Genomic DNA, 6,784 nt, shown 5'->3' on the forward strand with positions numbered 1-6,784 from the left:
CCGACCGGGTCCACCGCCGAACCGGCCGCGTTGACGACCGCGAGCGCGGCCACCGTGATGCCGCCCGGCAGCACCACGCTCGCCGTGCCCACGCCGCCCCGGATCCCGCCGACCATCGCACCGGTGCCCGCGCCCACGCTGCCCATCGGCACCACCGCGTGCTCGGCCTCGACATCGGCCGCGGCCACCGCCGCCCGACCGAGCGCGGGGTCGGGCCGACGCTGCCAGTCACCGCCTCGCCCGAGGTCGAACAGCGCCACCGCCGGAACCACGGGCACCACCTGATGCGGCTCGGCCCCGACCGGGAACCCGCGCCCGTGCTCGGCCAGCCACGCCATCACACCGCTCGCCGCGTCCAGCCCGAAAGCGCTTCCGCCGCTCAGCACGATCGCCTCGACCCGCGGCACGAGGTTGCGCGGATCAAGCGCGTCCAACTCGCGGGTCCCGGGCCCCCCGCCGCGCACGTCCACGCCGGCCACGAACCCGCCGGCCGGTCCCAACAACACCGTCGTCCCGGTCATCGCGCCGGTGTCCGTATACGCGGCGTGTCCCACGCGCAGCCCGGCTACGTCGGTGATCGCGTTACGCGGGCCGACCTTGTACTCGTCGAACATCAAGCCTCCGTACGTCGAAACTGCGCTGCCGTGTCCATGCTGCGCCATGTGCCCCGAGACCGGGCGGATCCGGCGGCCGGCCGGCGGCGAGTCGAGCAGGGAGCCGAGCCCGGGCCCACACCCGGGCCCACACCCGGCCACGCCCCCACCCCACCCCCGGCCCCGTCCCCGACTCCGGCCGCAGCCCGCACGCCGTCTCGCATCCCAAGATACAAATCTCACTCTATGAGAAAACTTGTAGGGTGCACGAATGCCACAGGAGGTGCGCACGATGGGGTCGTCGAATCGGCGTTGGGTGATGCTCGGTATCGGGATGTGCGCCCAGCTTTCGAGCTGCGTCTTCCTCTACGGCCTCGCCTACCTCGTGCCCGTGCTGCGCTCCGACGAAGGCATGTCGCTCGCCCAGGCCGGAACCGTGGTCGCGTGCCCGACCTTCGGTCTGCTGCTGACCCTCGTGTTGTGGGGCGCCGCCGCCGACCGGTGGGGCGAGCGCAAGGTGATGGCGATCGGCCTGGGCCTGGCCGGCGGCGCGATACTCGTCGGGCTCTCCGGGGGCGGCGCGGTGTGGCTGGGGGCGTGGCTCGCGGTCGCGGGCGCGTGCTCGGCCGCGGTCAACGCGGCGAGCGGCCGGGTCGTATTGGGGTGGTTCGCGCCTGAACAGCGCGGCTTGGCCATGGGGATGCGGCAGATGGCGCAGCCGCTGGGCATGGTGGCCGGCGCACTCGTGCTACCACCGATCGGCTCGCACTCGGGCTTTCGGACGGCGCTGGTCTTCCCGGCCGTGTTGTGCGTCGCGGGCGCGCTCCTGGTCGCCGTGATCGTGCGCGACCCGGTCCGCCCGGCGCGGGCCGCGGGCGCGGCCGAGCCCGGGTCTCCTTACGACTCGCCGATCCTGTACCGGATACACGGCGCGAGCGCGCTCCTGGTGGTGTCCCAGTTCGTCGTGGTGTCCTTCGGCGCCGACTACCTGGTGTCCGACCACGGTTGGACCGCGACCGCCGCGGGACGGCTGCTCGCCGGTGTGCAATTGGTCGCCGCAGGCACCCGCATCGTGGTGGGTCGCTGGTCGGACGTGGCCGGTTCGCGCCTGGGTCCGATGCGCGTGCTGTGCGCGGTCAACGCCGTCGTGGTCGGCGGTCTCGCGGCGACCGCGGCGATCGGCGGACCGATCGCGATCGGGTTCCTGCTGCTCGCCTCGGTGGCCACGGTGAGTTGGAACGGCGTCGCGTTCACGGCGGTCGCCGAGATCGCCGGCAGCGCGTGGGCGGGTCGGGTGATGGGCATCCAGAACACCGGCCAGAACCTGAGCGCGGCCGCCGGGCCGCCGCTGTTCGGGCTGATCGTGGCCGGCCCCGGAGGCTACGCCGCCGCGTACACGATCTGCGCCGTGATCCCGGTCCTGGCCGGGCTGATGACGCCGCGTCAGGACTTGCGCGCGGCGTACGCGGTGAGGCCGAGCAACAACACCTCGGCCCCGAACGCGAAGCGCTCGTCCCCGTCGCCGTTGCTCAGTTCCTCGCCCATGGACAACGTCGTCGGGAACAACTCGACCGGCAGCGACGCGAAGTAGTCCACGATGCGTGCGTAGTAGGCCCCGCGCTCCTCGTCGTCCGCGCCGTGCTTCGTGTCCTCCACGCCCATTTCCAGGCCCGACATCACGGTGTACATCGACAACAGGTCGACCGCGAACCAACAGACCTGCTTGGGCAGTCCGCCCGCGCGCAGGATCGACAGCAGTCGCTCGGTGCATTCGAGCGAGTTGGGCCCCACCGGCACCGCGCCGATCAGCGCGCGGCCGAGGTCGCGGTGACGCGCGTACACGTCGCGGATGGCGAACATCGCGTCGCGCATCTGTTCGCGCCAACGGTCGGGGTCCGCGTCGGGAAGGCGCACTTCGCCGTTGACGCGGTCGACGACCAACTCGACGAGCTCGTCCTTGTTCGCCACGTACGCGTAGAGCGACGCCGCGCCGGTGTCGAAGCGCTGGGCGATCCGCCGCATGCTCAGGGCGTCCATGCCCTCCGCGTCGATGATCTCCAGGGCCGCGGTGACGATCGCGTCCTGACTGAGCTCCGGCTTGCGCGGGTTGCGGCCCTTGGGGGTCGTGCGCCACGGCGGCACGGGCACTTCGGGAGCTTCGGGCACAACGCCACCTCCTCGGCCGGCTGATCGGTCGGCCTTCGACTGTACGAACACTGTACTTGACGCGAACACTGTTCGCGCGTAAAACGGTGTTCGTAAATAGAACGGCGTTCGCGCAAGACTCACTGTTCGTGGCACGAACACTGTTCGCATCTTCGATGCCAAGGGAGAACACGTGGAAACCGAACCGGCGCAGGCGACGACGCTCGCGGAGCCCCAAGCACGGCCTGCCTACCGGCTGCGCTGGATCGGCCTCGCGGTGGTGATGGGCGCCGACATCATGGACCTGCTCGACGCGACCATCGTCAACGTGGCCGGCCCCGGCATTCGGGATTCGCTCGGCGGCAGCACGGCCCACCTGCAGTGGTTCTCCGCCGCGTACACGCTCGTCCTCGCGATGTTCCTGATCGCCGGCGCCCGGCTCGGCGACATCTTCGGGCGTCGCCGGATGTTCCTCGGCGGGGTCGCCGCCTTCACCGTCGCGTCCGCGTTGTGTGCCCTCGCGCAGTCCCCGGAGATGCTGATCGGTGCGCGCGGTTTCCAGGGCCTGACCGCGGCGATGATGGTGCCGCAGGCGTTCGGCCTGATCCGGGACATGTTCGACGAGCGCGATATGGGCATGGCATTGGCGGTGTTCGGCCCGGCGATGGGTCTGTCGGCGGTGCTCGGCCCGATATTGGGCGGGATCCTGCTGGACGCCGACCTGTTCGGCCTCGGGTGGCGGTCGGTGTTCCTGGTCAACGTGCCGCTCGGGGTGTTCGCGTTCTTCGCCGGTTCCGCGGTCGTGCCCCGGCCGACGGCCGAGCAGGCCGCGGCCCGCAAGCCGCGCCTGGACCTGATCGGCACGCTCCTGGTCACGGCCGCGATGGTGCTGCTCGTGTACCCGCTCGTACAGGGCCGCGAAGAGGGTTGGCCCGCCTGGACGTACGCGAGCATGGCCGCTTCGCTCCCGGTGCTCGCGGCCTTCGCGTGGTACGAACTGCGCACGTCCCGTGCGGGCCGTGACGCGCTCGTGGAGATCAGCCTGTTCGGCAACCGCGCGTTCACCGGTGCCCTCGTGGTGGGTCTGGCCATCTTCGGTTCGATGATCGGGCTGATGCTCGTGCTCGGCGTCTACCTGCAGGTCGGCCTCGGCTGGACGGCCACCCACGCGGCGCTGGCGCTGATCCCGTGGTCGCTCGGTTCGGCGGTGGGCGCGGGCCTGGCCGGTGCGGTGCTCGGCCCGAAGTACGGTCGGCTTGTGCTGCACGCGGGTCTGGTGATCGGGATCCTCGGCGTCGTGGGCATCGGGGCGACCGTCGCCCTGCACGACGGACCGGTGAACGTGTGGCTCCTGCTGCCGGCCACGGGCGTCGCCGGCCTGGGGTTCGGCCTGCTGCTCGCCCCGTTCTTCGACATCGCCCTCGCGGGGGTCGCCGACCACGAGATCGGCTCGGCGTCGGGGGTGCTCAACGCGGTCCAGCAACTCGCCGGCGCGCTCGGCGTGGCCCTGCTGGGCACGCTGTTCTTCACCCACGTCGAGGACAACGTGGGCGGCGCGCACGGCGCGGACGCGGTGCGCGCGGTATTCGACGACGCGCTCACACTCGGCCTGGTCGGCAGCGGGCTCGCGCTCGCGGCGGCGTGGGCGTTGACGTTCCTGATGCCGCGCAAGGCGCGGGCCGACGCGGGGGCGGCACACTGATCGGACCGGTCACGGCGACCGGCCACGAGACCCGGCACCCGGGTCACGCCACCCGGTTCACAGCACCCGGCTCACGCCGATGCGACCGATCACGTAGAAGGGGCGGCCCCGGCCGGGACCGCCCCTTCGACGTGCGCTTGCGCGTACGCGTACGCGAGTCGTCAGTGACTGCCGGCGATCCGTCGTCGGGAGCCGCCGGAGGTGACCGGCGAGGCGCCGTCCCGGCCGAGCAGCTTCGACCGGGAGCGGTAGGCATCCTCGCGGGCCGCGTCGTCGGGGTGACGCGAGCGCCAGTAGGGGTTGTCGTGCGGGAGATGGCCGCTGACGCGCCCGTACAGGCCGAACGTCATCACGAGCAACCCGACCACGAAACTGAAGATCACGTTCGGCATCTTGAACGACAGGTAGTTGATGCTCGGCGTGCCGATCAGGCCCAGGTTCACGAACCCGCTGATCACGAACAGGGCGCCCACCACGATGTTGACGGTGGAGGCGACGTTGCCGCCGATGAACGCGCCGATGAGCAGAATCGCGCCGACCACGACGGAGATCACGCTCAACGCGCCGTTCGTGGACATGCCCGCGACTTCGCGCCCGCTCGTCGAGAAGAAGCCGACGTTGTTCGTGAAACCCAGGACACCGAACGTGATCAGCACGAGACCCATCAGTCCGCCGCCGTAGCGGTAGACCCTCGCCAGTCGATGATCGACCGGCATGTCCAACCCTGCCATGACCGCCTCCAGCCCATCCGTTTGCCTGATTGCTCCGGTTACGCCTCTTTGATCCCTTTCCCGGAAACGACGGATCGACGCGGGCCGGTGCCCGCCGACCCGCGTGCCCGCCGTCGGCTGCCCGGTAATTCCGGGGGCGAAGCGGCCCACCCGAGTGAAGACGACGGCGGCAGGGCGGATGGCGTGCGGTGTCCTTGCGACCGAGGGTGAGCAATGCTCACCCGCGGTCAGCGGATCAGCTCCACATGAGCCGCTCGGATCCCGTACACGAACGCGTTGGGCATCTGTTCCACGGCACTGCCGGGCACGAGTCGAATCGCGCGCACCCGCTTGAGGAGTTCCTCGAAGAACACCCGGATCTCCAGGCGGGCCAACGGCGCGCCCAGGCAGAAGTGCGTGCCGAAGCCGAAGGTGATGTGGTCGTTGGGCGTGCGGGTCACGTCGAAGCGCTCGGGCTCGGCGAAAACGGCGGTGTCGCGGTTGGCCGAGGCGTACATGAGAACGACCTGATGCCCGTCGGGGATCACCGTGTCGCCCACCCGTTGGTCGCCGACCGCGACCCGGCACATGTTGTGGATGGGTGTCGTGTACCGAATGAACTCCTCGGTGGCGACGGCGAGATCGGCGCCGGCACGGAGCAGGTCCCACTGGTCCGGGTGCTCGATCAGGTACAGGAACGTGCGCGCGATGACGGTGCGCGTGGTTTCCGCGCCGCCGTCGAGGAGCAGCAGGCAGTCGCTCGCGACATCGCCCGGGCCGACCGGTTCGCCGTCGATCCGCGCCTTCGTCCACACCGACATCACGTCGTCGGCGGGGCACGCCTTCTTGCTCTCGTACAGCCCGAGCGCGGACGTGATGAACTCCGTCGCCGCGGCCTTGCCGTCGGCGCTGAAGTAGCGTGGTCCGCCACCGAGCGCGATGGTGCGCTCCGACCAGTCGCGCAGCTTCGGCCAGTCGTCGTCGGGGAAGCCGAGCAGGCGCCCGATCATCTTCGCCGGCAGTACCGACGCGAGGTCGCCGACCACCTCGACCGTGCCCTTGGCCACCGCCGCGTCCAGGATCTCCACGCACGTCTCGCGCACGTGCGCCTCCCATTCGCGCACGCCGCGCGGGGTGAACCACTTGCTCACGAGCTTGCGCCGCTGGTTGTGCAGCGGATTGTCCAGCCCGATGATCGCCGGGTCGGCCGGCAGGTTCGGTCGGTAACCGCCCTTCTTCCGGTCGGAGTTGACGAAGTGCTCGCTGCGCGCCTCGACGTCCTTGAGGTCGAAATGCCGGAAGATACCCCACAGTTCGTTGCCCGCGTCCCAGGCGACCGGTTCGTGCTCGCGAAACCACGCATAGTCCGCGTAGGGGTCGTTCGCGTACCAGTCACCGTCGAGCAGGTCGAGCGTGGGGCGCGCGGTCGCCGGCGTCGTGGTCATCAGGGGTCCTCCGGATCGCGTGGCTGTACGGGGCACGGGCCCGTGTACGCAATCACGAAGCGGGACCGGAAACCATAGCCACAAGCGGTGTGTTCGCCCAGGTCGGGGCACCTGTCCGGATACCTTCATCGGGTATCGAACAGGGGAGCGGATCTTGAGCACGACACGACGTCCACCGCGGCGCGGGAC

Annotated in this window: 5 protein-coding genes and 1 pseudogene; 2 read left to right on the top strand and 4 right to left on the bottom strand. The window is 70.4% G+C overall.

Features of this window, described 5'->3' with window-relative positions; genetic code table 11:
- The coding region (locus tag GT354_RS19040; RefSeq protein WP_202512045.1) for a P1 family peptidase at positions 1–614 on the bottom strand (614 nt) is incomplete at its 3' end.
- A gap of 271 nt (positions 615–885) precedes the next feature.
- Between GT354_RS19040 and GT354_RS54220 the strand changes: the two genes are divergently transcribed.
- Positions 886–2,184: an MFS transporter gene (locus GT354_RS54220; protein WP_161357500.1), complete on the top strand. Its 1,299-nt coding sequence runs from the start codon at positions 886–888 to the stop codon at positions 2,182–2,184.
- Here the strand turns inward: GT354_RS54220 and GT354_RS55820 are convergent.
- Positions 2,118–2,909 (bottom strand): annotated as a pseudogene (locus GT354_RS55820) (TetR/AcrR family transcriptional regulator C-terminal domain-containing protein); the annotation flags it as partial. The gene GT354_RS54220 and the pseudogene GT354_RS55820 overlap by 67 nt on opposite strands.
- A 22-nt stretch (positions 2,910–2,931) precedes the next feature.
- Between GT354_RS55820 and GT354_RS19055 the strand changes: the two are divergent.
- Positions 2,932–4,440 carry an MFS transporter gene (locus tag GT354_RS19055; RefSeq protein WP_346012080.1) on the top strand — a complete coding sequence of 503 codons (1,509 nt, stop codon included), beginning with the start codon at positions 2,932–2,934 and terminating at the stop codon, positions 4,438–4,440.
- A 161-nt stretch (positions 4,441–4,601) separates the two neighbouring features.
- On the opposite strand, the gene GT354_RS19060 is transcribed toward GT354_RS19055, so the two are convergent.
- Together GT354_RS19060 and GT354_RS19065 are read right to left on the bottom strand one after the other, a co-directional pair.
- Entirely contained in the window at positions 4,602–5,171 is a 570-nt protein-coding gene (locus GT354_RS19060) for a DUF4383 domain-containing protein (RefSeq protein ID WP_161357502.1), read from the bottom strand.
- A 227-nt stretch (positions 5,172–5,398) separates the two neighbouring features.
- Complete coding sequence (locus tag GT354_RS19065) at positions 5,399–6,595, bottom strand: cytochrome P450 (RefSeq protein WP_161357503.1); 1,197 nt, start codon at positions 6,593–6,595, stop codon at positions 5,399–5,401.
- Between the last annotated feature and the right edge of the window lie 189 nt (positions 6,596–6,784).

Source organism: Streptomyces sp. SID3343, from assembly GCF_009865215.1.
Classification (GTDB): domain Bacteria; phylum Actinomycetota; class Actinomycetes; order Streptomycetales; family Streptomycetaceae; genus Embleya.